General features: G+C 52.8%; 20 protein-coding genes, 4 tRNA genes and 3 pseudogenes. 15 read left to right on the forward strand and 12 right to left on the reverse strand.

Annotated features, from left to right (window positions below; genetic code table 11):
• Positions 1-10: 10 nt before the first annotated feature.
• A pseudogene (locus tag CXB77_RS07615) lies at positions 11-219 on the forward strand (BLUF domain-containing protein); the annotation flags it as partial.
• 66 nt (positions 220-285) lie between these two features.
• On the forward strand, positions 286-408 hold the full coding sequence (locus CXB77_RS23025) for a hypothetical protein (protein WP_277949373.1): 123 nt from the start codon (positions 286-288) through the stop codon (positions 406-408).
• Positions 409-597: 189 nt separating this feature from the next.
• Here CXB77_RS23025 and CXB77_RS07620 read toward each other — a convergent pair whose 3' ends face one another.
• The 12 genes and pseudogenes from CXB77_RS07620 to CXB77_RS07665 form a co-directional block, all read right to left on the reverse strand.
• Complete coding sequence (locus CXB77_RS07620) at positions 598-1,572, reverse strand: response regulator (RefSeq protein ID WP_242445543.1); 975 nt, start codon at positions 1,570-1,572, stop codon at positions 598-600.
• 42 nt (positions 1,573-1,614) lie between these two features.
• Positions 1,615-2,337: a dethiobiotin synthase gene (gene bioD, locus CXB77_RS07625; protein WP_105073414.1), complete on the reverse strand. Its 723-nt coding sequence runs from the start codon at positions 2,335-2,337 to the stop codon at positions 1,615-1,617.
• Entirely contained in the window at positions 2,334-3,209 is an 876-nt protein-coding gene (bioC, locus tag CXB77_RS07630; RefSeq protein WP_105073415.1) for a malonyl-ACP O-methyltransferase BioC, read from the reverse strand. The genes bioD and bioC overlap by 4 nt, the downstream gene beginning before the upstream one ends.
• Positions 3,206-3,976: a pimeloyl-ACP methyl ester esterase BioH gene (gene bioH / locus CXB77_RS07635; RefSeq protein WP_105073501.1), complete on the reverse strand. Its 771-nt coding sequence runs from the start codon at positions 3,974-3,976 to the stop codon at positions 3,206-3,208. Before bioH ends, bioC begins: the two co-directional genes overlap by 4 nt.
• A 32-nt stretch (positions 3,977-4,008) precedes the next feature.
• Positions 4,009-4,176, reverse strand: coding sequence for a glycosyltransferase (locus tag CXB77_RS23690; protein WP_347338079.1), 168 nt, complete (start codon positions 4,174-4,176; stop codon positions 4,009-4,011).
• Positions 4,131-5,084 (reverse strand): glycosyltransferase, encoded by a 954-nt coding sequence (locus tag CXB77_RS07640; protein ID WP_347338080.1) that lies wholly within the window; start codon positions 5,082-5,084, stop codon positions 4,131-4,133. The genes CXB77_RS23690 and CXB77_RS07640 overlap by 46 nt, the downstream gene beginning before the upstream one ends.
• Positions 5,085-5,126: 42 nt before the next feature.
• Positions 5,127-5,432, reverse strand: a complete 306-nt coding sequence (locus CXB77_RS07645) for a hypothetical protein (RefSeq protein WP_146108756.1) — start codon at positions 5,430-5,432, stop codon at positions 5,127-5,129.
• 38 nt (positions 5,433-5,470) lie between these two features.
• Complete coding sequence (locus CXB77_RS07650) at positions 5,471-6,526, reverse strand: PilT/PilU family type 4a pilus ATPase (RefSeq protein ID WP_105073417.1); 1,056 nt, start codon at positions 6,524-6,526, stop codon at positions 5,471-5,473.
• A 21-nt stretch (positions 6,527-6,547) separates the two neighbouring features.
• Positions 6,548-7,798 (reverse strand): PilT/PilU family type 4a pilus ATPase, encoded by a 1,251-nt coding sequence (locus tag CXB77_RS07655; protein ID WP_105073418.1) that lies wholly within the window; start codon positions 7,796-7,798, stop codon positions 6,548-6,550.
• 200 nt (positions 7,799-7,998) lie between these two features.
• Positions 7,999-8,310, reverse strand: coding sequence for a hypothetical protein (locus CXB77_RS23030; RefSeq protein WP_277949374.1), 312 nt, complete (start codon positions 8,308-8,310; stop codon positions 7,999-8,001).
• Positions 8,307-9,341: an OmpP1/FadL family transporter gene (locus CXB77_RS07660; protein WP_277949375.1), complete on the reverse strand. Its 1,035-nt coding sequence runs from the start codon at positions 9,339-9,341 to the stop codon at positions 8,307-8,309. The genes CXB77_RS23030 and CXB77_RS07660 overlap by 4 nt, the downstream gene beginning before the upstream one ends.
• A gap of 187 nt (positions 9,342-9,528) precedes the next feature.
• Positions 9,529-10,865: pseudogene (locus tag CXB77_RS07665) on the reverse strand (UDP-glucose dehydrogenase family protein).
• Positions 10,866-11,051: 186 nt separating this feature from the next.
• Here CXB77_RS07665 and CXB77_RS07670 point away from each other — a divergent pair.
• The 13 genes and pseudogenes from CXB77_RS07670 to rpoC all read left to right on the forward strand — a co-directional run bounded on the left by CXB77_RS07670 (position 11,052) and on the right by rpoC (position 25,219).
• Positions 11,052-11,136 (forward strand) — tRNA-Tyr (locus tag CXB77_RS07670).
• Positions 11,137-11,186: 50 nt separating this feature from the next.
• Positions 11,187-11,260: transfer RNA gene (locus CXB77_RS07675), tRNA-Gly, on the forward strand.
• Between the two features lie 45 nt (positions 11,261-11,305).
• Positions 11,306-11,381: transfer RNA gene (locus CXB77_RS07680), tRNA-Thr, on the forward strand.
• A 66-nt stretch (positions 11,382-11,447) separates the two neighbouring features.
• Positions 11,448-12,635 (forward strand): annotated as a pseudogene (gene tuf, locus CXB77_RS07685) (elongation factor Tu).
• A gap of 58 nt (positions 12,636-12,693) precedes the next feature.
• A tRNA-Trp gene (locus CXB77_RS07690) sits at positions 12,694-12,769 on the forward strand.
• A gap of 33 nt (positions 12,770-12,802) precedes the next feature.
• Positions 12,803-13,180, forward strand: a complete 378-nt coding sequence (secE, locus tag CXB77_RS07695; protein ID WP_105073419.1) for a preprotein translocase subunit SecE — start codon at positions 12,803-12,805, stop codon at positions 13,178-13,180.
• Between the two features lie 2 nt (positions 13,181-13,182).
• Entirely contained in the window at positions 13,183-13,716 is a 534-nt protein-coding gene (nusG, locus tag CXB77_RS07700; protein WP_105073420.1) for a transcription termination/antitermination protein NusG, read from the forward strand.
• A 158-nt stretch (positions 13,717-13,874) separates the two neighbouring features.
• On the forward strand, positions 13,875-14,309 hold the full coding sequence (rplK, locus tag CXB77_RS07705) for a 50S ribosomal protein L11 (RefSeq protein WP_105073421.1): 435 nt from the start codon (positions 13,875-13,877) through the stop codon (positions 14,307-14,309).
• On the forward strand, positions 14,309-15,001 hold the full coding sequence (gene rplA, locus CXB77_RS07710; RefSeq protein ID WP_105073422.1) for a 50S ribosomal protein L1: 693 nt from the start codon (positions 14,309-14,311) through the stop codon (positions 14,999-15,001). The genes rplK and rplA overlap by 1 nt, the downstream gene beginning before the upstream one ends.
• Positions 15,002-15,257: 256 nt before the next feature.
• Positions 15,258-15,758, forward strand: coding sequence for a 50S ribosomal protein L10 (rplJ, locus tag CXB77_RS07715; RefSeq protein WP_105073502.1), 501 nt, complete (start codon positions 15,258-15,260; stop codon positions 15,756-15,758).
• Positions 15,759-15,810: 52 nt separating this feature from the next.
• A complete protein-coding gene (gene rplL / locus CXB77_RS07720) occupies positions 15,811-16,182 on the forward strand; it encodes a 50S ribosomal protein L7/L12 (protein ID WP_105073423.1) in 372 nt (123 codons plus the stop codon).
• Between the two features lie 244 nt (positions 16,183-16,426).
• On the forward strand, positions 16,427-20,611 hold the full coding sequence (rpoB, locus tag CXB77_RS07725; RefSeq protein WP_105073424.1) for a DNA-directed RNA polymerase subunit beta: 4,185 nt from the start codon (positions 16,427-16,429) through the stop codon (positions 20,609-20,611).
• Between the two features lie 93 nt (positions 20,612-20,704).
• Entirely contained in the window at positions 20,705-25,219 is a 4,515-nt protein-coding gene (rpoC, locus tag CXB77_RS07730; RefSeq protein WP_105073425.1) for a DNA-directed RNA polymerase subunit beta', read from the forward strand.
• Positions 25,220-25,321: the final 102 nt, after the last annotated feature.

A 25,321-nucleotide genomic window follows, 5' to 3' on the forward strand; every position in this document is an offset into this window, starting at 1 on the left:
TCTATCACGAATGCTCTACGTTAGCCGCAGCAGCATTGGTTTAGATGATGATGCGGAATTACAGAAGATTTTGGAGGTCTCGCGGCGCAAAAACCCTGATTTAGAAATCACCGGAATTCTGTGTGCTGGCGGTGGTCATTTCACTCAGATTCTGGAAGGACCACAGGAAAATCTAATCGGTTATACGGGATTATTTTAGCTGACCCGCGCCATTATGATTCGGTACTCATTGGAATTGCGCCGATTAAAAAGCGTATTTTTCACAATTGGTCAATGGGCTATCTAATGAATTCGCCAGATGTCATGGAAGCCCATCGAAAACAATTGCTGGAGATTTGGATAGGGCGCACTGAAGCGCGGGAACTGGTGACAATGATGAAACAGTTTTTGGAACAGCTTGATCGCTAATTTGCAACACAAAAACCCGCCAAATGGCGGGTTTTTTAATTAAATTTGAATGAAATGCACATTAAGTCGGCGGCATTCCCGCGCCAGCCAAAACCAAATACACCGCAACTGCTGCGCCTATTCCAAGCAATGTCGCCATTACAAATAAGCCATATAACAATCCATTCCCGCTTGGCGCTATTGGTTGTTCTAATGTTGAATGGTTTGTTGAAGCGTGGCAACCGCAGCATCAACCGTCTCTTTGGCATCACGATGCGCTTTCAATAAGAGCGCATTTTCATCAATCGGCGCTGCCGTACTGGGCGCAGCGGGCGCTGGTTGGTGATCGCGTAAACGCTGTTCCACTGAGACCAAAATCTGCGTCCGTTCATTATCAAGGCTGCGTTTGAGTAAATCTGGCAGCGTTTCCGTCGATAAGCGCGTTGATAAGGCTTGTAAATCTGCAAATGTCGGCGCTGGCGTAGTAGGCGGTGACACAACTGGCGCTGGCGTTGCTGCCGCTGCTGCGAGTTGCGCGTCGTCGATCATGCGCCGCACTTCACGCAACAATTCGCCCGATAATTCACGCCGTAAATCATCAAGTAACGGCATCACCAATGCAGCAAGATGTTCGTCAATCAGCGCCAAAACTGCGTTTTCGGAAAGCTGAGGCGTGGCGGCTGGCGCAATTGGCGTCGGCGCAGTCATTGGCGGTGCAATTGGCATCATTACTGGCGGTTCAATCGTCGGCGCTGCGGGAATTTCTGCGGTCGCCAATTGAGCGCGGAGACGCTCAAGAATATCGCCCAATAGATCAGCCGCTGCGGATTTGGGCAGAATTCCGAATACGCCTTTTTTATTTGCAGTTGCCACGAAATCTGCGTCTTCGTGCGAAGTACACATCACAATTGGGATTTGCGCAGTGCGTGGGTCTTCGCGGATCACCTCCAACGCTTCAAAGCCATTTAAACCCGGCATCATGTGATCCATTAAAATGGCGTCGGGCAATTGCGTTTTTAGAAATTCAAATGCCGATTCCGCACAATCGGCTGTTTCGACCTCAATCCCGTGCCGTTGCAGTTGAAGCCGCAGGGCGTAACGGGCGGATTTTGAATCATCAACTAAAAGTATCTTCATTGGAAATAAGACCATGATTGCTATGAATGGCGTTTGAAGATGCGGCATAACCGATCACTGAATGCGTTGCAGTGTAGCGGTGCGTCATCATTAGCCGCAAGTGATTATGCCTGTGGATGCTGGCTCCATTACAATGGATCGTGTCAGCAATTCAACTTTTAATTGCGTTGCAATTTGTTGTGCATTAACTGCCGTATTCCACGGCACAACACCCAAACAGGGCGCAGCAATTAACTCGTTCAATGTGGCTAAATTGGCATTTAGCGCCTGCATTTTTGGATCAATTTGATTGCAAATCCAACCGATTAAATGTGCACCGCTAGCGCGAATACTCTCCGCAGTTAATAGCGCGTGATTGAGGCAACCCAATTTAAAACCAACCACCAAAATCACTGGGATTTCCAGCGCCAGTGCGAGATCGCTCACGCATTGATTCGGCATCAGCGGCACGCGCCAGCCGCCAACACCTTCCACGATCACGACCTCCGCAGTTGCTGCCAGCGTTTGATAAGCCTTGATAATGTTCACAAAATCAATGGTGACGCCTGCCTGAATCGCAGCCAAATGCGGCGCAATCGGCGGCGCAAACGCATAAGGATTGACGAGCGCGTAAGCATTGCGATGGCTGCTCTGCGCCAGCAATTGCCGCGCATCGGCATTGCGTAAACCCGCCGGCGTCATCGCGCAGCCCGACGCGACCGGTTTCATGCCGTTCACCCGCAAACCCCGCTGCTGCATCGCTGCCATTAGTCCGAGGCTGATGGTCGTTTTGCCGCAATCGGTATCGGTTCCGGTGATGAAAATGCCGCTCATGGCGCTGGTTTGACCGAGTGCTCGCGCCCGCCGATGGCGCTGATTGGAATGGTGACGCTGCGACCGGACGCAGATATTTCCGCTGCCCAAGCGTGACCGTAAACCACTTCGTAACTGGCGGGTAAACGTCCAGCGCCGCGATGAATTTCATACGCTTGCTCCAGCGCCAGCAATCGCGCCCGTCCAGTCAAACCACGCGGTCGCGCCAGCGTCGCGTTGTGTGCGCCCAGCGTTTTGAGGTCAACCATCAATTCGCGTACCGTCGCGTAAGTCAGGGTCAGTCGCTCCACATCAATCACTGGATCGGCAAACCGCGTCCGCACTAGCGCATCGCCAATGTCGTGCAAATCCAGAAACGGACTGACGTGCGCATCGTCATCGACCGCGCTCCACGCTTGGCGCAATTCGATCAGCGTATCGCGCCCGAAGGTGGTGAACATCAGCAATCCGCCCGGACGTAACACGCGCCGACATTCCGCCAGCGCCAGCGGCAAATCGCACCATTGCAGCGTCGCATTAGACACAATCAAATCAACAGAATCATCGACCAGCGGTAACGCTTCAGCATCCGCGCACACGCACTGCGGACGTCGCCACCATCCGCCACGTCGCCGCGCTTGCCGCAGCATTCCGTGGGCAAAATCAACGGCGATGACCTGCGCTTTGCGATAACGACGCTGCAACCCGCCAATTGCGTGACCGGTTCCCGTGCCCAAATCCAGCACCCGCTGCGGTTCCAGTCGCACATAATCCAGCCGCTCCAGCAGCCGATCGGCGATTTCGCGTTGCAGCACCGCCACTGCATCGTAGCCGCCAGCGGCGCGTTCAAAACTGCGCCGTACTCGCGCTTTATCAATCGGCAACGTGGTCATGCCAACGGCTCGCGCACTTCCGCCAGCATTGACCGCACTGCTTGCGCAAATTCGGCCGGATGCGACAAATGCGGCGCGTGTGCAGCGCCAGCGATGATTTGCGTTTGTGCACCCGGCATCAGCATTTCAATCCGCTCGGCAACGGCAGCGGGCACGAGTGCGTCATGGCTGCCGAATAACCACAACGCAGGGCAGCGAATATCCGGCAATTGCCCGCGCAAATCCTCCTCGCGCAGTAAATCCAAACCCAGCGCCAGCGCGTCAGCATTCGGCGGCGGACGACTCGCCAATTCCTCGCGCAATTGCTGCAGCGTCTCGCGGGCGGAATCGCTGCCGCGCACTTGCAGCGCCAGAAATCGCGCCAGCGTTGCCGCAGGATCGGCGAGCAGTTCGGTGTGAAATTGGTCGAGCGTCGTTTCTGGCATCGCCGGTCGCCAATCTGCTGCCTGCACAAAACGCGGCGTCGCGGTCAGTAAAATCAGCCCAGCGACGCGCTTCGGAGCGCGTAACGCCGCAGCGAGTGCGACCAATCCGCCGAGCGACCAACCCAGCCAGACTGCTCGTGCTGGCGCTGCGTCTAAACAGGCATCCGCCCAGCGCCATAAATTATTGAGCGTGGGCGGAAATGGGCTGGTTCCGTGACCGGGCAGTTCAATGCGGTGCTGGCACAATTCCGGCCAGTCCGCTTGCCAGTCGCCATCCCAGACTGCGGCATTCATGCCCCAGCCGTGCAACATGACCAGTTCCTCTTCAAAGTGCGTAGACATCGGTAAATGCTCAGGTTTTGGGTTGACGGCGCTCATGCACCAGTCAACCGTCGATACAAATCGAGATACTGCTTGATGATGACGTCGCGGCTGAAATCGCGGGCGACGCGCTCGCGCCCGGCGGTGGCAAGGTCACGCAGCAGCAGCGGATCAGTCAGCAGCGTTTGAATCCCCGCGCCAGCGCAGTCGCATCGGCGCACGGCACACACCACGCATCTTCACCGTGACGGGCGACTTCCCGCGCTCCGCGAAATTGGGTGGTCAACAGCGGTTTGCCCCACGTCCACGCATCCAGCATCACGTTCCCAAACGGCTCGTCATCCAGTGATGGAAACACCACTAAATCAGCCAGTTGCAAATAGGGCGCGGGATCGGCTTGCCAGCCCGCCCAGATGATGCGCTGGTTTTGGTTGCTATCAACGGCTTGCTGGCGCAATGCCGAGGCCAGCGGCCCGTCGCCGAGCATGATGAACCGCAGTGGGCGTCCGGCGATGGTGGGCGGCAATTGCGCCAGCGCCGCGAGCAGATGCGTGTGTCCTTTGAACGTCACAAACCGCCCCAGCGTCACCATCACCCACGCATCCGCCGGAATCTCGTGACGAATCCGCAGCGCAGCAATGTGCTCCGGCGCGACCGGACGCGGCGCATCGGCGAAGTTGTAAATGTGGTGCACCCGCTGGGCGGGCAAGCCGTTGGCAATCATCCAATCGCACAGCGCCCGCGTGTTGCCGATCCAGCCGTGCGCGTGACGATAGGGCGCGAGCTGGTAATAACCGCCGAGCCGAGCGAGATGAATCGTCTTGCTGGCGCGGGGCACCTGCGTCAACCGCGTCGCCCGTCCCATGTAGGTTTGCACGATGTCCGGTCGGGTGGCGGCGAGCAGCGCCGTCACCGCATGGCGTGAAAACGGGTCCCAAGTGGTGCGAAATGGCAATTGATGCAGCGGCAGCGTTCCAAAATCCAGTTGATTTAAACCACTATTAGCGCGAATAGCGACGCTGGTCGGTGCGCCGTGCGCAGTCAGCGCCAGACTGAAACGATGAAACCAGTATTCCGCGCCACCGAGGGCTTTGCTGGCGATAATTTGCAATGAAGTTGGGTCTGGCATTTTATTATCTTTTACGATTATCCATGCTGGCGCAGTGCGCAATTATTCGTCATCTTCCTGAATAAGATAACGCCCAGTTCCATAATCCGGCGTCGTCGTTCCCGGAATAGCCTCGTAAATTTTACCATCGCGGATAATCATTCGCTCTTTAGCGCCATAATCCGGCGTCGAAGTGCCTTTGATCATTGGATAAATCACGCCATCGCGTTCCACAAGAGGCGAGCGATTTGGATCGAAAGAATGCCAATTGTTTTCTCTCGAATCATCCGTTTGACGCTCGGCAATCACCGCACTACTGAAGAGTACAACACCACTCAAACAAACGTTACGCAGAATGCGCATGGACATGATCTTTATTCCGCATTGAATACGCTTGAATCAAGCAACTAACTGAAATGTACCTTTGCTTCTAAATTGGGGGCAGAATCGGCATTTGCCAACGCTTCTTCTAAAGAAATCAAGCCATCGCGGTACAGTAACAGCAGCGCATCATCAAAGGTTTGAATACCTTCGTGACCACTTTGCTGCATCGCTTCAATCACTGCATCAACGCGCCCTTCTCGAATTAAATCGGAAATGTGCGGCGTATTCACCAAGGCTTCAATTGCGGCGCAACGCGAGCCGGTTTTTGTTTTCACCAAACGCTGCGAGAGAATGGCTTGCAAATAAATCGACAAATCCATAAACAGCGTATTGTGCATTTCCGACGGAAACATGTTAATGACCCGTTTTAATGCCTGATGTGCATTATTGGCGTGCAGCGTTGAAACCGCTAAATGACCCGTGCCGGCTAATTCAATCGCTGCTTCCATCGTTTCGCGGGTGCGAATTTCACCAATTAAAATCACATCTGGCGCTTCGCGCAATACACTTTTTAATGCTTTGGCATAGCTTTTGGTATCCACACCAATTTCGCGCTGGCTAATAATGCACTGTTTATGCGGATGCACAAATTCAATCGGGTCTTCAATCGTGATAATATGCCCAGAAGCAGTACTATTCCGATAATCGAGCATTGCTGCCAGCGTGGTTGATTTACCTGATCCTGTCGCTCCAACCATTAAAATAATGCCGCGTTTACGCATAATGATTTGCGATAACAATGGCGGCAAATTCAATTCTTCCAGCGTGGGGATATTTGCCCGAATATAGCGCAACACCATTGACGTATTGCCGCGTTGATAATAGGCATTAACACGAAAACGAGCGCGATCTTCTAACGCAATGGCAAAATCAAGTTCACGCTCTTGCTCGAATTCCTGCGCTTGCTGGCTATCCATAATTGATGCCAGCGCACTCTGACACAATTCTGGGGTTAAAATTGATTCTCCAATTGGGCGAATAATGCCCTCAATTTTAATCTTAACTGGTGCACCAGGATTAAAAAAAAGATCAGATGCTTTATAACGCACCATCATTTCAAGATACGGGTTAACGTCCATCATTTAACTCCTCATCTGTTGTTAGCGTCCGACCTTTAATTCTGCTGGATTGATCAAATCTGCTGGCGATTCTTCAATACGAGAAATTGGCAGTCCATCGCCAAACAATGTTGAATCAAAAGCCGCTTCTTCATCATCTCCAGCGAGACTGAGTACATCAGCTTTATTTTCTTTTCCTCTATTGTGCGCTTCATGTCCTTCCAATTTAATTGCCAAACGCAGCCCATTCATTGAATCGGCATTGCGCAGCGCATCGTCATAACTGATTTTGCCTGCTTCATAAAGATCAAACAGCGCCATATCAAAGGTTTGCATTCCCAACTCACGGGAACGTTTCATCACGCTTTTAATACCGCCAACATCACCCTTGAAAATTAAATCTTGAATCAGCGGTGAGTTAATCATCACTTCAACCGCAGCAATGCGTCCACCAGTTTTAGAAGGTAATAATCGTTGTGAAATGATGGCGTTGAGATTCAGTGACAAGTCCATCAATAATTGACTGCGACGTTCTTCTGAAAACAGGTTAATAATTCGATCCAGTGCCTGATTTGCATTGTTGGCGTGCAATGTTGATAGGCACAGATGACCCGTTTCTGAGAAGTTAATCGCGTGTTCCATCGTTTCACGGGTGCGAATTTCACCGATTAAAATCACGTCGGGTGCTTGGCGCAATGTGTTGATAAGCGCAGCATCCCAGCTTTCGGTATCAACGCCAACTTCACGCTGGGTAATTAAGCAATTGCGATGCGGATGGACGTATTCAACTGGGTCTTCAATGGTGATGATATGACCGTAGCTGTTTTCGTTGCGATAGCCAAGCATTGCGGCTAGCGAAGTCGATTTACCTGAGCCAGTGCCACCAACCATTAATACGAGACCGCGCTTTTTCATTACGATTTCTTTTAACGCAGGCGGTAGATTGAGTTCGTCAAGTGTGGGAATTGCTGCGTTAATAGTACGCAAAACTGCGCCGCATAAACCCTGTTGCACAAAAGCATTCACGCGAAAACGTCCAATTTCGGCAGGGCTAATCGCAAAATTGCATTCTTTATGCGCATCAAAATCGCGCACTTGGCGATCATTCATAATGGAACGCACGAGGATGTTGGTTTGTTCGCCATTCAAAATTTGGCTGCTCATTGGCGTCATGCGCCCATCAATTTTACAGGCAGGAGGAAATCCCGCTGAAATAAATAAGTCGGAACCACGTTTAGCGATCATTTTGCGTAGACATTCGAGCATGAAATGAGCGGCTTGTTGACGATCCATAATTGATTCCAATGGTTTCAGAACAATAAAGTGAGATGGCCGTTGTACGACATGCGCGGTCACGCAAGGTCAATGCAATCTGCAATTGATGCAGGTCGCATGTTATCGGTCAGATCAGATGAATAAAACAGGCGGGGAGACGAAGTAGCGAGCGTCACCCGAACGGATGACGCATTTTAGCGGAATGATCGATCAGAATTTCAGACCAAAACTGAGTTCCAGTTCCATTTGATCCATGGCGATGTTGATTGATTCAGGGCCGCCAGAAAAGGGCAGTTCACAACCACAATCGAGGTCTTTCTTGGTGCATACATCGCGGAGATGTTGATTTCACTGTTTTTGTTGATGGCTTTGGTGAGGCCGAGCGTGAAGTGATGTTCAATCAACGCTGGCGCGAGGACATTGAATAAAACGCCATCGCGGGGAACGGGTTGTTTGCCGTAGCTGTATCCGGCACGTAGCGTCAAATCAGGCTGCATCGCCCATTGTGCGCCGAATTTGTACACGGTCATGTCGCGCCAGCCAAACCCAACGCCATGACGACCACCCAAACAATGATCGGTTTGACCGCCATGCACAGTTTGAGGTTGCCGGTCATATCGTTGCTGAGAGCGTCGATGTCGCTGTACCAAATCTGCTGTACATCGAAGGCGAAAGTAAGCGTGGAGGTCGCTTTAAATGCCAGTCCAATGTTGACGAATGCTGGCGCGTTCAAATCGCCATTTTGCGCGAATAGGTCGGAATAGCTCTTAAATCGTTCAAAATCGACTTGGCTTTGATACGCCACGCCAAGCGAGAGTTGCTCGTTCATTTGCCAGAGTGCGCCGAGTTGTACACCCCAGCCGGGAACGCCGTCACGACCTTGATTTGACAAGTTATCGGGATTGCCGTCTGCCGCCATTGCACCAAAAGGTGACAGTCCTTCAGCGCGAAACATTTGATACGCCAGAATCATTCCTGCGCCGACCGAAAAGTTATCAGTCAATTTGCGTGAGTAATTCAAATTGAGCGCCAGCTGCATCAGATCAACGCCGGTGGTGGCATCTGAAGGTGTGGCACGAGCACCACCGTAACTCCCTAATTGATAAGCAGTATCATGATAATCATAACTGGTGTTCATGCCGCCGTTGCCGTAAAGCGCCACTCCGACAGAGCTGACTTCATCGAGCGGTTGGCTATAAGCGAAATGCGGAATAAAAAAGAGATCATTTTCGCTTTCAACCGTGCCCGTGAAATCGGGATTGCTGCCGAACGGAATTGCGGGACCGGTGTAATCAATGTTATGGCTGGCGGTCTGGGTGTATTCACGATTTGGCTGAAACAGCGAAAACCCAATGTCCATGCGTTGCCCGACCCAGACACCGCCCGCGACATTAGCGGTAACGATCATGGCGTCTTGCGGCAGCGCCGAGCCAGCGCCAGCCATGCCTTTACTTTTAGTGCCGTAGCCGTGAGACAGGTAGCCGTTGGTGGCGTATACGCTGGTCGATAAAGATAATGCACAGATGATGGCGCTGGTCAGCGCGGATCGTTTGAAGTGCATGACGCTCCTCCTTTTGATTTATATGTGATTTTTTGTTGATGCGCACCGATTAACGGGAGGTAAATCGGCGCGGCAAATCTATCACAAGGATTTAGAAAGGAGCGATGTTTGATTGACAAATCTCAATTTTCCACAGCACGGCGAGATGCCAAATTATTGACTTCTCGCGTGTTTAACAACTGATTTATCAATCGGGTAAGCGTGGAATGCGCCCAATTGAAATATAGGTAAGACCTGCGGCAGCGGCGAGATGACCATCCAAAATGTTGCGTCCATCAAACAACACTGGCGCTTTGAGCGCGTTTTTGATGGCTGCAAAATTGGGACTGCGAAATTGCGACCACTCGGTCACGATCACCAGCGCATCTGCGTCATTGAGCGCAGACATTGCATCGTCAACGAGCTGGAGATCGGGACGGTCGCCGTAAATCCGCTGCGTTTCGTCCATCGCCACTGGATCAAACACTTGCACTTTCGCACCTGCTGCCCACAGCAATTCCATCAGCACTCGGCTGGAGGCTTCGCGCATGTCGTCGGTGTTGGGTTTGAATGCCAAGCCCCAGATGGCAATGACACGCCCGCTCAGTTCGCCGTTGAAATAGTTGCTGATCTTATTAAACAGCAGCGCTTTTTGGCGGAAATTGACGGCTTCAACGGCGTGAAGCAGCTGCGGCTCGTAACCGAGTCCGCGAGCGGTTTGTTCTAAAGCGCGAACGTCTTTCGGGAAGCAGGAACCGCCATAACCACAGCCGGGATAAATGAATTGATAGCCAATGCGCGGATCGGAACCGATGCCAATGCGTACTCGCTCAATGTCAGCGCCGACTGCCTCAGCAATGTTCGAGAGTTCATTCATGAAGCTGATTTTGGTCGCCAACATCGCGTTGGCAGCGTATTTGGTGAACTCTGCCGAGCGCACGTCCATCGTCATCAACCGGTCGCGGTTGCGATTAAACGGCGCGTACAGTGCGCGTAATAATTCCGCAGTGCGCGGGTTGTCCGTGCCAACAATGATGCGATCTGGGCGCATGAAATCATCAATCGCTGCGCCTTCTTTGAGAAATTCTGGATTAGATACCACGTCAAATTCCACGGAGACACCGCGAGCAGCTTGGGTCTCGCGCACGGCAGCAGCGACTTTGTCCGCAGTTCCAACAGGAACTGTCGATTTATCAACCAAAATTCGATAGGAATCCATGTGTTGCCCGATGGTGCGAGCGACCGCAAGGACGTATTGAAGATCGGCAGAACCATCTTCATCGGGCGGTGTGCCAACGGCAATAAATTGAAAGAGACCGTGTTTGACGCCAGCTCTGCGTCAGTGGAAAAGTGCATTCGTCCGGCTTCGCGGTTGCTTTTAATCAGTTCTTCCAAACCGGGTTCGTGAATTGGAACGCCGCCGCTGTTGAGCAAATCAATTTTTTTCGGATCAATGTCGATGCAGAGAACATTGTTGCCGACCTCGGCAAGACAAACTCCAGTGACGAGACCAACGTAACCGCTACCAAAAACCGTGACATCCATCGTATTTCCTCTCCAAAAGCTGATAACTTTTAATGATAAACAAGGTGTTGAAATAGTATCAGCTTGGTTGATGAGCGTTACGGTTTAACGATCTATTGGCGTCGTGTCTTGGCGAGCAACCGAAAATTTAATTGTTTCGTATGGTTGACGAATCGTTAATTGTGTCTTTAAATACGCCGCTCATTTGGAGGGGTTCCCGAGCGGTCAAAGGGATCAGACTGTAAATCTGCCGGCTCAGCCTTCGGAGGTTCGAATCCTCCCCCCTCCACCAGATATAAGCGTTTAGAATGGTTAGAGATTTTGGTTCTTTGTTGATTGCAAGCGGGTGTAGTTCAATGGTAGAACCTCAGCCTTCCAAGCTGATGGTGTGGGTTCGATCCCCATCACCCGCTCCATTCATTCATAGCTAATTATTTCGCTGTTTTGTTTTATTTGAGATCGCCCATGTAGCTCAGTTGGTAGAGCACACCCTTGGTAAGGGTGAGGTCATCGGTTCGACTCCGATCATGGGCTCCAGTTTTGTAAGCCGTTTGCGTGCCTTATGGTGCGTCTTGTCGATTTGAACCATGCGGGGAGTCGTTCATGTCCAAAGAAAAATTCCAACGTAGCAAACCACACGTTAACGTCGGCACCATCGGCCACGTCGATCATGGTAAGACCACGCTGACGGCAGCGATCACTACTCACCAGTCCAAGAAATTTGGTGGTGAGGCGCGGGCATACGATCAAATTGATAATGCTCCTGAAGAACGTGCTCGCGGAATTACGATTGCTACCGCACGTCGAATACGAGAGCAATAAGCGCCACTACGCGCATGTTGACTGCCCCGGTCACGCGGACTATGTCAAGAACATGATCACCGGCGCGGCGCAGATGGATGGCGCAATTCTCGTCGTTTCTGCTGCAGATGGTCCGATGCCGCAGACGCGTGAACACATTCTGCTGTCACGGCAGGTTGGTGTGCCTTACATCGTGGTTTATCTCAATAAGGCTGACATGCTCGACGATCCTGAGCTGCTCGAACTGGTTGAGATGGAAGTGCGCGAACTGCTGTCCAAATATGATTTCCCCGGCGATGACACGCCAATCGTGACTGGCTCGGCCAAGCTCGCGTTGGAAGGTGTGGATTCTGAAATTGGTACGCAGTCGATTGATAAGCTAATGGATGCGCTCGACAGCTACATTCCGCAGCCGGAGCGTGCAGTGGATGGCGCATTCTTAATGCCAATTGAAGACGTGTTCTCGATTTCTGGTCGCGGTACGGTTGTCACCGGACGTATTGAGCGCGGCGTGGTCAAAGTTGGTGAAGAAGTTGAAATTGTTGGAATTAAAAACACCGTCAAGACTACTTGCACTGGCGTTGAAATGTTCCGCAAGTTGCTCGATCAAGGTCAAGCTGGTGATAACGTTGGCGTTTTGTTACGCGGTACCAAACGCGAAGATGTTGAGCGCGGTCAGGTGTTAGCCAAGCCGAAGTCGATCAATCCGCACACCCATTTTGAAGCAGAAGTTTACGTTTTGGCAAGGATGAAGGCGGACGTCACACGCCCTTCTTCAACGGCTACCGTCCGCAGTTCTACTTCCGCACGACGGACGTGACTGGTGCTTGCGAATTACCTGAAGGCGTCGAAATGGTGATGCCCGGTGATAACCTGAAGATGACAATTAAGTTGATTGCACCGATTGCCATGGAAGAAGGATTACGCTTCGCAGTCCGAGAAGGTGGTCGCACCGTTGGTGCTGGTGTTGTTGCGAAGATCATTGCATAACTGAAGTTTTAGGGTACGCAGGCTTATAACGCACTGTGTATCATGCCATTTTTGATTTAGGCCAGTAGCTCAATTGGCAGAGCGGCGGTCTCCAAAACCGCAGGTTGGGGGTTCGATTCCCTCCTGGCCTGCCATATAACCCCATCGCTTCGGCGACAGGCGCTTCCATGAACTTACGCACGGAAAACCTTGGCGTCAGCTTAGATACGATTAAGCTCACCGTCGCTGCATTTTTATTAGTCCTCGGCATCACCGCGTTTTATTACTTTGCGAGCCTATCAACCCTCATTCGGGTGATTGGTTTGCTCATAGTTGTCGGTGCAGCCGTTGCGATTGTCTATCAAACTGAACTGGGGCGGCTGCTTTGGCAGTTTGTCACCGACTCCCGAATGGAAGTCCGCAAAGTCGTTTGGCCCTCACGTCAAGAAACGCTGCAAACAACGTTGGTCGTCATCGCAATGGTGTTGATCGTCGGAATTTTGTTGTGGTTGTTCGACATGATCCTGATGACAATTCTTCGCTTTTTGACCGGTCAGGGAGGCTAAGGGTGTCCAAACGTTGGTACGTCATCCATGCCTATTCTGGTTTTGAAGGACAGGTCAAGCGATCATTGGAATCGAGCATTATTCGCGCTGGATTAGAAGATTTCTTCGGAAAAATTTTGGTTCCAACCGAAGAAGTGGTTGAGATGCGCGGCGGTCAACAACGCAAAAGTGAGCGCAAATTTTTCCCCGGTTATGTATTAGTTAACATGGAGTTAACTGATGAAACTTGGCACTTAGTAAAGGGAGTTCCTAAGGTCATGGGCTTCATCGGTGGCACCGGGGATCGTCCTGCGCCAGTACCCGATGCCCAAGCTGAAATTATTTTGAACCGTCTGCAAACTGATGGTGAAAAGCCGCGTCCGAAGGTGCTGTATGAGCCTGGTGAGGTAGTTCGCGTTACTGATGGGCCCTTTACGGATTTCAATGGCGTGGTTGAATACGTGGACTATGACAAAAGCAGAGTGAAGGTTTCTGTCCTCATTTTCGGTCGGGCAACTCCGGTCGATCTCGAATTTTCTCAGGTCGAAAAAGGTTGATCTCATTTCGCCCTGACAACGATTAATACCAGAATAGAAATACTAGCCAATTCCCGTATCCATTGCCGGATCGGTTTTCGTACTCATTCCCCGTCAGGGGTCACATTTGGGGAGCCAGAACGTCGGTTCTTGGCGTTTGAACCCGTTGGAGAATCAGCATGGCAAAAAAAATTAATGCCTACGTCAAGTTGCAGGTAAAGGCTGGCGAGGCAACACCCAGTCCGCCCGTTGGTCCGGCACTTGGTCAGCACGGCGTGAATATTATGGAATTCTGTAAAGCGTTTAATGCGCGGACGCAGGAAATGGAAAAGGGAATGCCCACGCCTGTGGTCATTACCGTTTATTCAGACCGCAGCTTTACGTTCATTACCAAGACGCCACCAGCTTCTATTCTATTGAAAAAGGCGCTTGGTCTTCCGAAAGGCAGTCCTAATCCGAATACTAATAAAATCGGCACTGTGACCCGCGAGCAATTAGAACAGATCGCCACATTAAAAATGCCTGATCTCACTGCAGCGAGTATGGATGCAGCAGTACGGACAATTGCTGGCAGTGCGCGGGCGATGGGTTTGAATGTGGAAGGAGTGAACTAATGGCTCAGGTATCCAAGCGTGTGCGGGCAATTCAAGAGCGCGTTGAAGGCAATAAACTTTACGCTGCTGAAGAAGCATTTGCGCTATTAAAAGAACTATCCAGCGTCAAGTTTCCTGAAAGCATTGACGTGTCGGTCAATCTCGGCGTTGATCCCCGCAAATCCGATCAGGTCGTGCGCGGTTCAACCGTTCTGCCGCACGGCATTGGTAAAACAGTGCGCGTGGCAGTGTTTGCGCAGGGTGCTGCCGCAACTGCAGCAACCGAAGCTGGCGCAGATCGCGTTGGTTTTGATGACCTTGCAGAAGATATTAAAGCCGGTCAGATGGATTTTGATGTCGTGATTGCCTCACCAGATGCCATGCGTCTTGTGGGTCAACTTGGCAAAATTCTCGGTCCGCGTGGTCTGATGCCTAACCCAAAAGTTGGCACGGTGACGCCGGATGTAGCAGAGGCGGTGCGTAATGCGAAAGCTGGTCAGGTGCGCTATCGCACAGATAAGGCTGGCATTATTCATTGCCCATTGGGACGCATTGGTTTTGAGCCGGTACAACTCAGAGAAAATCTGGAAGCACTACTGGTTAACCTCATGCGTGCCAAGCCCAGCGCCTCGAAAGGCATTTATATGAAAAAAGTCACGGTTTCTAGCACGATGGGACCCGGACTCACGATTGATCATTCTGGATTGATTTAATCGTCCAGCAGAATACGGTCTCGCATTTGTTGGAGACCGTCGAAGATCGCAGGTGTCTCATTACTCATTAGGATGTGGTTAATGAAACTTAATTCATTTTGCCTGCGTAGATGGTGCTCTCGAATGCAGTGATTCGCTGCGGTTAATGATGGCACTTTTCGTTTTTTGATCTATCAGGGATGTGATCAATGAAACTTCATCGTTTCAATCTGAGTCATTCAGAATTGAAAGAAAACCGAAGAATGGAGTGACGACTATGGCGCTAAATCTTGCGCAGAAAGAAAAAATCGTCGCTGAAGTCGCGCAGATCGCACAGAGCGCCTATTCAGCCATTGGCGCTGAATATCGGGGTTTGAGCGTGGAACAATTAACGAAGCTGCGCGTGGAAGCACGTAAAGCTGGTGTTTATATCCGCGTCATCAAAAATACCCTTGCTCGCCGGGCGCTGCAGGATACGGATTTTGCGTGTATGCGGGAAGGACTGACCGGTCCGTTAATCCTTGCATTTTCGCAAGCCGATCCAGGTGCGGCAGCGCGAGTGATGCAGGCGTTTGCGAAGGACCACGAGAAGTTTGGGTTCCAAGTGCGCTTGGTCGCGCTTGGTGGCGAGCTGCTCGAGCCTTCCGCAATCGGCAAACTTGCGACCTTACCGACTTACGATCAGGCCATCAGTCTGTTGATGGCGACGATGAAAGCTCCCGTGCAAAAACTTGCGGCAACGATTTTGGCGATTCAAGTTGCCAAAGAAGCCGCTTAATTCAAGCGCGAGCACTTCGATTCGATTTAACCCTATTTTCTAGGAGAAACACATGGCTGTTTCAAAAGACGAAATTCTTGATGCGATTGGCGCGATGTCTGTGATGGAGGTCGTTGACCTGATCAGCGCGATGGAAGAAAAGTTTGGCGTCACCGCGGCAGTTGCCGCTGCTGCACCTGCCGCTGCTGCTGAGGCAGTAGTCGTTGAAGAACAAACCGAGTTTGATCTCATTCTGACTGGATTCGGCACCAATAAGGTTGCTGTGATTAAGGTCGTGCGTGCACTCACCGGCTTGGGCTTGAAAGAAGCGAAGGATGCAGTTGAAGGCGCACCAACCACGTTGAAAGAAGCAGTGTCTAAGGCAGAAGCTGAAGCTGCTAAAAAGGATTTGGAAGAAGCCGGCGCAACGGCCGAAATCAAGTAATTCGGTATGGGCTGACGTTCATTCGTCAGCGTTTTCCGATGCAGGCTGCAATTTATCATCCAAGATCAATCAGTTGGTGACGAGAAAGCGCAGCTAGGCTGGCGGGCAAACCGTCAGCCTTTTCTTGTTTCCAAGATTATCAACATCATCGAAAAAGCGCGCCCAGCCTAGGTTAGCGGTCAATACCGTCAGCCTTTTTCTCAGCGGGTTGCAACCCACAATCCAAATACAACACGGATTGAAAATGGCCTATTCCTTCACCGAAAAAAAACGCATCCGCAAAGACTTCGGCAAGCGTCCGAATAATTTAGAGGTGCCGTTTCTTCTGGCAACTCAAATTGAATCCTACCGCAAATTCTTACAAGCCAATCTTTCGGCAAAAGAGCGCACCGATGTAGGATTACATGCCGCGTTCAAATCGGTTTTTCCGATTGAAAGCTATTCAGGCTATGCCATTTTAGAGTATGTGAAATACCGTCTCGGCGAACCGGCTTTTGATGAGCGTGAATGTCATCTGCGTGGCGCAACGTTCGCCGCGCCCTTGCGCGTGCTGCTGCGTTTAGTGATTTACGACAAGGAAGCGCCAGCAGGTTCTAAAGTCGTCAAGGACATCCGCGAGCAGGAAGTCTACATGGGCGAACTGCCGCTGATGACCGAAACCGGCACCTTCATCATCAATGGCACTGAGCGCGTCATCGTGTCGCAGCTCCACCGCTCGCCGGGTGTGTTCTTCGATCACGATAAAGGCAAAACCCATTCTTCTGGCAAGTTGCTATTTTCGGCACGGGTGATTCCGTATCGCGGTTCTTGGCTCGATTTTGAATTTGATCCAAAAGACAACGTGTTTGTGCGCATCGACCGCCGCCGCAAATTGCCAGCGACGATTTTGCTGCGGGCGCTCGGCTATGGCGTCGAAGACATTCTCGGTCGCTTTTTTGAAACCGACATGTTCCGCATTCACAGCAGCAGCGTCGGGCGCACCATCACGTTGGATTTGGTTCCAGAACGGCTGCGCGGCGAAACCGTGAGCTTCGATGTGAAAATCGGCGATACCGTGCTGGTGGATGCAGGGCGGCGGGTGACGCAAAAACACATCCGCGAACTCCAAAAATCCAGTGTTGAACGCTTGGAAGTGCCGATTGAGTTCATTTTCGGGCGCATTCTCGCGCACACCCAGCGGGATTCTAAAACCGGTGACGTGCTGGCTGAGGCGAATACTGAAATCACGCCAGAATTGTTGGAAACGCTGTTTCAGCGCGGCATCGAAACGCTCGAAACGCTGTTTGTGAACGATCTCGACCAAGGGCCGTATTTGTCGGAAACGCTGCGCATTGATCCAACCAGCAACGATTTGGAAGCGCAGATTGAAATCTATCGCATGATGCGCCCCGGTGAGCCGCCAACCAAAGAAGCAGCGCAGAATCTCTTTCATAATCTGTTCTTTACGCCTGATCGCTACGATCTCTCCGGCGTGGGACGGATGAAATTTAATCGGCGGATTGGGCGCGACGCAGAAACCGGTCCCGGCGTGATTTATGACGGACGCTATTTTAGCGGACGCTCTGATGAGTTTTCCAAAAAACTGTTTGCCGAACAAGGTAATAGCTCCGATATCATCGACACGCTGAAAATTTTGGTTGAGCTGCGCAATGGGCGCGGCACCGTCGATGACATTGATCATCTCGGCAATCGGCGCATTCGCTGCGTTGGCGAAATGGCGGAAAACCAATTCCGTGTTGGCTTGGTGCGCGTGGAACGTGCGGTCAAAGAGCGGTTATCGCTGGCGGAATCAGAAGGTTTGATGCCGCAGGAATTGATTAACGCCAAACCCGTCTCGGCAGCGATTAAAGAGTTTTTTGGCTCCAGCCAGCTCTCGCAGTTCATGGATCAAAACAATCCACTGTCGGAAGTGACGCACAAGCGTCGCGTTTCGGCACTCGGACCCGGCGGTTTGGCGCGGGAACGCGCAGGTTTTGAAGTGCGCGACGTGCATCCGACGCATTACGGTCGCGTATGTCCGATTGAGACGCCAGAAGGCCCGAATATCGGCTTGATTAACTCGCTGGCGGTGTACGCGCAAACCAACTCTTACGGCTTTTTAGAAACGCCGTATATTCGCGTTGAAAATAGCAAAGTCACCAAAGAAATCAATTATCTGTCCGCGATTGAAGAAGGCAATTTCATCATCGCACAGGCGAATGCGACCCTTGATGACGATGGGCGACTGACTGACGCGCTGGTGTCCTGTCGTCATGCCAATGAATTTGCGATGCGTGCTCCAGAAGAAGTGCAGTACATGGACGTGTCGCCGCGCCAGATCGTCTCGGTTGCTGCTTCGCTGATTCCGTTTTTGGAACACGACGACGCGAACCGGGCGCTGATGGGCTCGAACATGCAGCGGCAGGCAGTGCCCACGCTGCGCGTGGAAAAACCGCTGGTCGGCACGGGCATGGAGCGCGTGGTGGCGCGAGATTCCGGCGTGTGCGTGGTGGCGCGGCGTGGCGGCGTGATCGAATCGGTGGATGCAGCGCGAATTGTGGTGCGCGTCAACGATAATGAAGCAGTCGCTGGTGTGCCGGGCGTCGATATCTACAACCTCACCAAATACACCCGCTCGAACCAAAATACCTGCATCAATCAGCATCCGTTGGTGAAGCCGGGCAATGTCGTGGCGCGGCGTGACGTGCTGGCTGATGGCCCATCAACCGACATGGGCGAGCTGGCGCTGGGACAAAACCTGCGCATCGCGTTTATGCCGTGGAATGGCTACAACTTCGAGGATTCGATTCTCATTTCGGAGCGCGTCGTACAAGAAGACCGCTTCACCAGCATTCACATCGAAGAGCTGTCCTGTCTGGCGCGTGATACCAAATTAGGCCCAGAAGAAATCACCGGCGATATTCCCAATGTCGGCGAGTCGGCGCTGTCCAAATTGGATGAATCCGGCATCGTGTATGTCGGCGCGGAAGTGCGCGACGGTGACATTCTGGTCGGCAAGGTCACACCCAAAGGCGAAACCCAGCTCACGCCGGAAGAAAAACTGCTGCGGGCGATCTTTGGCGAAAAGGCCTCTGATGTGAAAGACACCTCGCTGCGCCTGCCTTCTGGCATGAATGGCACTGTGGTCGATGTGCAGGTGTTTACCCGCGACGGTGTGGAGAAAGACAAACGGGCGCTACAGATCGAAGAGCTGGAACTCGACCGGGTGCGCAAAGATTTTGCTGACCAGCAGCGCATCATGGAAAACGATACGTTTCAACGGATTGAGAAGATGCTCGTCGGTAAGGTTGCCGATGGCGGTCCGGGCAACTGCAAACCCGGCGCGAAAGTGAAAGCGACCTATCTGCAAAGTTTGGTCGATAAAGGCGGACGCGATCAGTGGTTTGAGATTCGGATGCAGGACGAGGACATCGCCACCCAGCTTGAAACGATTGCCACGCAGGTCAGGCAGCAGCGCGAGGAATTCCGCGAGCGTTATGAGGATAAAAAGAAGAAGGTCGCCAGCGGCGATGATCTTCCGCCCGGCGTGCTCAAGATGGTCAAGGTGTATGTCGCGCTGAAGCGGCGGATTCAACCCGGCGACAAAATGGCTGGGCGTCACGGGAACAAGGGCGTTGTTTCTAAAGTCGTTCCAGTGGAAGACATGCCGTTTTCCGCCGATGGCGTTCCGGTAGACATGGTGCTGAATCCGCTCGGCGTACCGTCCCGAATGAATGTCGGGCAGGTGCTCGAAACCCATCTGGGCTGGGCAGCGAACGGGCTGGGCGTCAAGATCGAACGGATGCTGCAAACGCACGTCGCCATTGGCAAATTGCGTGATTTCCTGCACGAAATTTACAACACCAGCGGTCGATCTGAGGATTTGGCGAGCTTCTCCGATGATGAGATTTTGGAGCTGGCGCGGAATCTGACGCGAGGAGTGCCAATGGCGACTCCGGTGTTCGACGGCGCGACCGAGGAAGAAATCAAGGCGATGCTGAAGCTGGCAGACCGCGATAATTCCGCGCAGGGCATTCCCAGTGGTCAAACCATTCTATTTGATGGACGCACTGGCGATCAGTTTGAGCGTCCGGTGACAGTTGGTTATATGTACATGATTAAGCTCAACCATTTGGTTGACGACAAGATGCACGCCCGTTCCACCGGCCCCTACAGTTTGGTCACGCAGCAGCCACTCGGCGGCAAAGCGCAATTTGGCGGGCAGCGGTTCGGCGAGATGGAAGTTTGGGCGCTGGAAGCCTACGGCGCGGCTTACACCTTGCAGGAAATGTTGACGGTGAAATCCGACGATGTGAATGGGCGCACCAAAATGTATAAAAACATCGTCGATGGTGACCATCGCATGGAGGCGGGAATGCCGGAATCCTTCAACGTGCTGGTGAAGGAAATCCGTTCGCTCGCCATCAACATCGAGCTGCAGCAAGACTAAGCACGACGTTGTCACCACATTTCCGTGATTCTTTGTCATCAGAATCACGGAAACCGTCCTGATGCCAGTTATTCCAGGTAGGAGATTAAGGTCTTGAGAGACTTATTAAAAATCATCAAGCAGCAGGGTCAGGCGCTCGAATTCGACGCGATTAAAATCGGATTAGCCTCTCCCGAGATGATCCGTTCCTGGTCTTTCGGTGAAGTAAAAAAGCCCGAAACCATCAACTACCGCACCTTCAAGCCCGAGCGTGACGGTCTGTTTTGCGCCAAGATTTTTGGCCCAATCACCGATTACGAGTGCATCTGCGGCAAATACAAACGCCTCAAGCATCGCGGCGTGGTCTGCGAAAAATGCGGCGTGGAAGTCACGCTGGCGAAGGTGCGCCGCGAGCGCATGGGTCATGTCGATCTCGCCAGCCCAGTAGCGCACATCTGGTTTCTCAAATCGCTGCCGTCACGGATCGGGCTGTTGCTCGATATGACGCTGCGCGACATTGAGCGTGTGCTGTATTTCGAGTCCTTCGTGGTGATTGATCCAGGTTTGGTCGCCGAGTTAGAACGCGGACAATTGCTCAACGATGAGCAATATCTCGACATTTTGGAAGTCAACGGCGACGAGTTTGACGCCAAAATGGGCGCGGAGGCGATTTACGAATTGCTGCGCACCATTGACATGGCTGCCGAAATTCGGCGGATGCGCGAAGAAATTCAGAGCACCAATTCTGAAACAAAAATCAAGAAGTTAGCCAAGCGCCTCAAATTGATGGAGTCGCTGCTGGTATCCGGCAATCGCCCAGAATGGATGATTTTGACGGTCTTGCCGGTGTTGCCGCCGGAATTGCGCCCGTTGGTTCCACTTGACGGCGGACGTTTTGCGACCTCCGATCTCAATGATCTGTATCGGCGCGTGATTAACCGCAACAACCGTTTGAAACGGCTGCTCGATTTGATTGCGCCGGACATCATCGTCCGCAATGAAAAGCGCATGTTGCAGGAATCGGTTGACGCGCTGCTCGACAACGGACGGCGCGGGCGAGCGATTACCGGCACCAATAAACGCCCGCTGAAATCGCTGGCGGACATGATTAAAGGTAAGCAAGGGCGGTTCCGCCAGAATCTGCTCGGCAAGCGCGTCGATTATTCGGGGCGCTCGGTGATCGTGGTCGGACCGACGCTGATGCTGCATCAGTGCGGACTGCCGAAACGAATGGCGCTGGAACTGTTTAAGCCGTTTATTTTCAGCAAGTTGCAATCACGCGGGCTGGCGACGACGATCAAAGCTGCGAAGAAAATGGTGGAACGCGGGACGCCGGAAGTCTGGGACATTTTGGAAGATGTCATCCGCGAACATCCGGTCATGCTCAACCGTGCGCCGACGCTGCATCGGCTTGGAATTCAAGCCTTTGAGCCGGTGTTGATTGAAGGTAAAGCGATTCAATTACATCCGCTGGTGTGTACTGCGTTTAACGCGGATTTCGACGGCGACCAGATGGCGGTGCATGTGCCGTTGTCGCTGGAGGCGCAGTTGGAAGCGCGGGCGCTGATGATGGCGTCCAACAACATTCTGTCGCCAGCCAACGGTGAGCCGATCATCGTGCCGTCGCAGGACGTGGTGTTGGGGCTGTATTACATGACCCGCGAGCGCGTGAATGCTCGCGGCGAAGGCAGCATCTTCACCGACATCAATGAAGCGCGGCGGGCTTACGAGACCGGTCACGCCGAACTCCATGCCCGCTGCAAGGTGCGCATTCGTGAAGTCATCAAGGGTAAAGATGGCGACCGGCGCGAGGTCATCAGCATCAAAGATACGACGGTCGGACGGGCGCTGGTGTTTGCCATCGTGCCGGACGGGCTGCCGTTTGATTTAGTCGATCGCGCACTGGGCAAAAAGCAGATTTCGCTGCTGATTAACATGTGTTATCGCCGCCTCGGACTGAAAGAAACCGTCGTGTTTGCTGACCAGATTATGTATCTCGGTTTCCGCATGGCGACCCGTTCTGGCGTCTCCATCGGCTTGGATGACATGGAAGTGCCGCACGACGAAGTTGATCGCAAAATGGACAAGGGCGCGTTGCTGGCGGCTGCCGAAGCAGAAGTGCAGGAAATTCAACAGCAATACGCATCCGGCTTGGTGACGAACGGCGAGCGTTATAACAAGGTCGTCGATATTTGGTCGCGCACCAACGATCAGGTTGCCAAGGCGATGATGATTAAGCTCGGCAGCGAAACCGCCGAGTCCAATCCCGTGTTTGAAGCGCAGCGTTTGGTCGGTGAATATCGTCAAGGAATTGAAAGTGCCGTCGGACGCTTGCCAGCGCGGGAATTGTTTAACACTTGGCAAACGCGGCTGAATGAGGCTGGAGCGCAGTGGCGTGCTGGAACGCTGACGCTGGCAGCATTTCAAGATCAAGTCGTGGCGCTGCTGGAAGAATATCGTCCGCAGGTTGATGCGATTGCAACCGTCGATCAAATCAAAGGTCATGGGCTGCGCGAGCGCGTGATTGCCGGATTTGGCGACATCAGAAAACGGGTCGCCGAGCGGCGCAAGCAGGATTCGTTCAACTCCATTTATATGATGGCGAACTCCGGCGCTCGCGGTTCGGCGCAGCAGATTCGTCAGCTCGCGGGAATGCGCGGACTGATGGCCAAGCCCGACGGCTCCATCATCGAAACGCCGATTACCGCCAATTTCCGCGAAGGTCTGAACGTGATTCAGTACTTCATTTCCACGCACGGAGCGCGGAAAGGTTTGGCGGATACCGCGCTCAAAACGGCGAACTCCGGTTATCTGACGCGGCGACTGGTAGACGTGGCGCAGGACATGGTGGTGCTCGAAGAAGATTGCGGCACGGACAAAGGCTTGCTGATGACGCCGATTTTAGAAGGCGCAGATGTAGTTGAACCGCTGCGCGATCGGATTCTCGGACGGGTTGCCGCAGTCGATGTGTTTCATCCGCTGACCACCGAACTGGTGTGCAAAGCCGGAACGCTGCTCGATGAAACTTGGGTTGAACATTTCGATGAGATTGGCATTGATCAATTGCGCGTGCGGTCACCGATCAATTGCGAAGCGCGGCAGGGCGTGTGTGCGCAGTGTTACGGGCGCGATTTGGCGCGTGGTCATCGCGTCAACATGGGTGAAGCAGTCGGCGTCATCGCTGCGCAATCCATCGGCGAACCCGGAACCCAGCTCACGATGCGGACATTCCACATCGGCGGCGCGGCATCGCGGGCTGCAGCAGTCAACAGTATCGACATTAAAAACAGTGGCTCGGTACGCCTGCACAACATCAAAACCGTGCAGCATCATTCCGGCAACAATCTGGTCGCAGTATCGCGCTCTGGTGAATTGACCGTCATTGATGATCGCGGCATGGAAAAGGAACGTTACAAAGTTCCTTACGGCGCGACGCTGCGGGTTGCCGATGGCGATCAAGCCAAACCCGGCGACGTGGTAGCGACTTGGGACCCGCACACGCATCCAGTGGTGACTGAGGTTGCGGGCAAGCTGGAGTTTGAGGACTTCTTCGAGGGCGTGACGGTGCAAAGTCAGGTGGATGATGTCACCGGCTTGGCGTCGCTGGCGGTAATTGATCCGAAACAACGTCCAGCTGCCGGTAAGGATTTGCGTCCGACCGTGAAGCTGATGGATGAAAATGGCAATGAATTGAACATTGCGGGCACGGAATTGCCGGCGCGTTATGCGCTGTCGTCTGGCGCCATCGTCAGTGTCGCCAACGGCGCAGAAGTGGGCGTCGGTGACGTGCTGGCGCGGATTCCGCAGGAATCCAGTAAAACCCGTGACATCACCGGCGGTCTGCCGCGAGTAGCCGATCTGTTTGAAGCGCGGAAACCGAAGGAAGCGGCGCTGCTGGCGGAAGCAAGCGGAACCATCGGTTTTGGTAAGGACACCAAAGGCAAACAGCGGTTGATTATCACCAAGGATGACGGCGAAACAGTTGAAGAACTGATTCCAAAATGGCGTCATGTCAACGTATTTGATGGTGAGCGCGTGGAACGTGGTGAAGTGATTGCTGACGGTGAATTGGCGTCACATGACATTTTGCGTTTGAAGGGCGTGACCGCGCTGGCCGAGTATTTAGTCAAGGAAATTCAGGACGTTTATCGGTTGCAGGGCGTGAAGATCAACGATAAACATATCGAAGTGATTGTCCGGCAGATGCTGCGCAAAGTTGAAGTGTCTTCGCCCGGTGATACGCGACTGCTGCGCGGCGAGCAGGTAGAGCATTCGTTATTAATGGACGAAAACGCTCGCGTCATGGCAGAAGGTAAGCAGCCAGCGTTGTATGAGCAATTGCTGCTGGGCATTACCAAGGCGTCATTGGCAACCGATTCGTTTATTTCTGCGGCATCGTTCCAAGAAACGACGCGAGTGCTCACCGAAGCCTCGGTGCGTGGTTCAACCGACCGGCTCGTTGGGCTCAAGGAAAACGTGATTGTTGGGCGTTTGATTCCAGCAGGCACTGGTTTGTCGCATCATTTGGAGCGGCGGCGGCGGCGGCTGCAAGAATGCCAGACGGCGCGTCTTCCCGAAGACCCTGATGTTGCACTGAAAAAAGCGTTCAAAGCCTCGAAAAACGACTAATCGTTTCAGGCGCGAATTGTTCTGACGCAAGTGATCGCGGCGCTGTGTTCAGCGCCGCTTTTTTTTGTTGGTTTGGCTTAACCACGACCAACAGCGTACTGC

It is taken from the genome of Chromatium okenii (genome assembly GCF_002958735.1).
GTDB lineage: Bacteria > Pseudomonadota > Gammaproteobacteria > Chromatiales > Chromatiaceae > Chromatium > Chromatium okenii_A.